The 3,084-nt window shown below is 72.3% G+C and carries 2 protein-coding genes; one reads left to right on the forward strand and one right to left on the reverse strand.

From position 1 onward, the window contains the following. Positions 1–287: 287 nt before the first annotated feature. Positions 288–1,406 (reverse strand): phosphoserine transaminase, encoded by a 1,119-nt coding sequence (gene serC / locus GTW43_RS02605; RefSeq protein ID WP_161299914.1) that lies wholly within the window; start codon positions 1,404–1,406, stop codon positions 288–290. Positions 1,407–1,679: 273 nt separating this feature from the next. Here serC and GTW43_RS02610 point away from each other — a divergent pair, with 273 nt between their 5' ends. Next, positions 1,680–2,969: a sugar ABC transporter substrate-binding protein gene (locus GTW43_RS02610; protein ID WP_161299915.1), complete on the forward strand. Its 1,290-nt coding sequence runs from the start codon at positions 1,680–1,682 to the stop codon at positions 2,967–2,969. Positions 2,970–3,084: the final 115 nt, after the last annotated feature.

Genomic DNA, 3,084 nt, shown 5'->3' on the forward strand with positions numbered 1-3,084 from the left:
CGCCCGGTGCCGGGCCGAACGCCCCCGGAGGGGGCGGGTGGGTGGGAGAACGGCTGGGGCGCAGACGCCCCAGGACACAGACGCAGGAACCGCGGGCTCAGCCAAGGCGGCGCGGGGAGTCGCGCAGGACCCGGGCAGTGCGGGGAGTCGCGCCGACGAAGGGCGGTGCCGGGAGCCGGGGCCGGGCCGCGCGGGGCCGGACAGCCGGGCGGGGGCCAAGCGCGGGGCGCCGCAGGGTTCGTAGGACCCGTACGCGGCCCCCCGCACAGCACAGGGGCGTCCCCGCGTCAGAGCTGCCCGATGACGTAGTCGATGCACCCGGTCAGCGCCGTGATGTCGGCCGGGTCGATCGCCGGGAACATCGCGATCCGGAGCTGGTTGCGCCCGAGCTTCCGGTACGGCTCGGTGTCGACGATCCCGTTGGCCCGGAGCACCTTCGCGACGGCCGCCGCGTCGATCGACTCGTCGAAGTCGATGGTGCCGATGACCTGCGACCGCTTCGCCGCGTCCGTCACGAACGGCGTCGCGTACTTCGAGTCCTGGGCCCAGGAGTACAGCCGGTCCGAGGAGTCCTTGGTGCGCGCCGTCGACCAGGCGAGGCCGCCCTGCCCGTTGATCCAGTCGAGCTGCTCGGCGAGCAGGAAGAGCGTGGAGAGCGCGGGGGTGTTGTACGTCTGGTTCTTGCGGGAGTTGTCGATCGCGGTGGGCAGCGAGAAGAACTCCGGGACGTGCCGGCCGGAGGCGTGGATGCGCTCGGCGCGCTCGATCGCGGCCGGGGAGAACACGCCGATCCACAGCCCGCCGTCGGAGGCGAAGGACTTCTGCGGCGCGAAGTAGTAGACGTCCGTCTCGGTGATGTCGACGGGCAGTCCGCCCGCGCCGGACGTGGCGTCGACGAGGACGAGGGCGCCGTCGTCGGCGCCGGTCACGCGCCGGATCGGGGCGGCGACACCGGTGGAGGTCTCGTTGTGGGTGAGGCCGTAGACGTCGACGCCGGCCTCGGCCCGCGCCTCGGGGTGCGTGCCGGGCTCGGAGGCGATGACGGTCGGCTCGGCCAGCCACGGGGCGAGCTTGGCGGCCTTGGCGAACTTGGAGGAGAACTCGCCGAAGTTGAGGTGCTGGGACTTGTTCTCGATCAGGCCGTGGGTCGCGACGTCCCAGAACGCGGTCGAGCCGCCGTTGCCGAGGACGACCTCGTAGCCCTCGGGGAGGGAGAACAGGCTCTGCACGCCCTCGCGGACGCGGCCGACCAGGTTCTTGACCGGGGCCTGGCGGTGGGAGGTGCCGAGGAGAGACGTACCGGTGGCGGCCAGGGCCTCCAGCGCCTCCGTCCGCACCTTGGAGGGGCCCGCGCCGAATCGTCCGTCGGCGGGCTTGATGTCAGCGGGAATCTGGATCTCAGCCACGAAACGGAGCGTAGCGGGTGCCCGGGCGAGGGCCGCGGTGTGTTCGCTGGCTGAGATGCGTGGTCTCGGTCACGTGCTCGGGCGCGTCGGGAGAGTCCCTCCTGCCGGGCGTCGTGGAGCGGGGAGGAACGGTGCGGGACGGTGCGGTCGCGCCCTGGGTCCGGGTGGCCGCACGCCCAGCGCGATGCGTGAAGATGCTCGAAACTACCCTTGACGCGTCAGTTTCGAGCACATAGCTTGCCGTCATCTCCTCCCTCCCACGGAAGGCCCGGCGTGCGCAGACGTTCTCTGCTGACCGCGGCCGCCGCATCAACCCTCGGTACGACGGTGCTCGCGAGCGGCTGTGACACATCACCTCCCCAGGCCGGAGCCGCCCACGGCGGTCCACGGCGCGGCCGGCTGACCTACGGCGTCTGGGACGTCTACCAGCTGCCCGCGATGCAGAAGGCGGCCCGCGCCTTCGAGCGGACCCGGCCCGGCGTCACGGTCGACGTCCAGCTGACGCCCAACGCCACGTACTGGACGAAGCTGCGCACCGCCTGCTCCGGCGGTTCGGCGCCCGACGTCTTCTGGATGAACGGCCCCAACTTCGGTCTCTACGCGGACAACGGCCAGCTGCTCCCGCTGGAGACCGAGGGCGCGGACGCGATCCTCGACCCCGCGGACTTCCCGCGCGACCTGGCCGAGCTGTACCGCTGGAAGGGCGTCCAGTACGGGGCGCCCAAGGACTTCGACACGGTCGCCCTCTGGTTCAACAAGGAGCTGTTCGACCGGGCGGGCGTCGACCACCCCGACGCGAGCTGGACCTGGCAGAACCTGATCGACAACGCGCAGCGGCTCACCGACCGGCGCCGCGGCGTCTTCGGGATCGGCGCGCCGGTCCGGGCCCAGGAGAACTACTACAACAGCATTCCGCAGGCGGGCGGCCGGGTGATCTCCGCGGACCGCAGGAGGTCCGGGTACGACGACCCGCGCACGCTGGAGGGGCTCCAGCTGTGGATCGACATGATCCACCGCTACCGGGCCTCGCCCGACCTCCAGCAGCTCACCGACACCGACCCGACCCAGATGTTCCAGGCGGGCAAGCTCGCCATGACGCAGGAGTGCTCGTACAACGCGGCCACGTTCTGGGCGGACCCGGCGCTGCGCGACCGGATCGGGGTGGCGCCGCTGCCGCGCGGCCGGCGCCGCGCCAGTGTCATCCACGGCCTGGCCAACTGCGTGTACGCGGGCACCCCGCGCCCGGAACTCGCCCGCGACTTCGTCCGGTTCATGTCCAGCCGGCAGGGCGCGCTGCTCCAGGCGAAGGGCACGGCGATACCGGCCCGCAACGGCACGCAGCAGCCGTGGCTCGACTCGATGCCGTCCTTCGACCTCCAGGTCCACCTGGACGCGCGGGACTACGCGGTGCCGTACCCGATCTCCACCAACACCGCGGCCTGGTCGCACAAGGAGCTGCGCCTGCTGGCCCGGGCCTGGAGCGGCGTCGAGAGCCTGTCCTCGGTCTCCCGTCAGCTCACCGAGGCGATGGACCGGCTGCTCGACCGGGAGGCGCAGGCATGAGCAGCGAGACCGAAACCGAAACCGGGACGGGCGCCGACCACAGGACCGGCGGCACCGGCAGCACCGGCACGGCCACCACCGGCCCGGCCCCGGGCCCCGGCGGCACCGCGGCGCC

This window comes from Streptomyces sp. SID5785, from assembly GCF_009870065.1.
Taxonomy (GTDB): Bacteria; Actinomycetota; Actinomycetes; order Streptomycetales; family Streptomycetaceae; genus Streptomyces.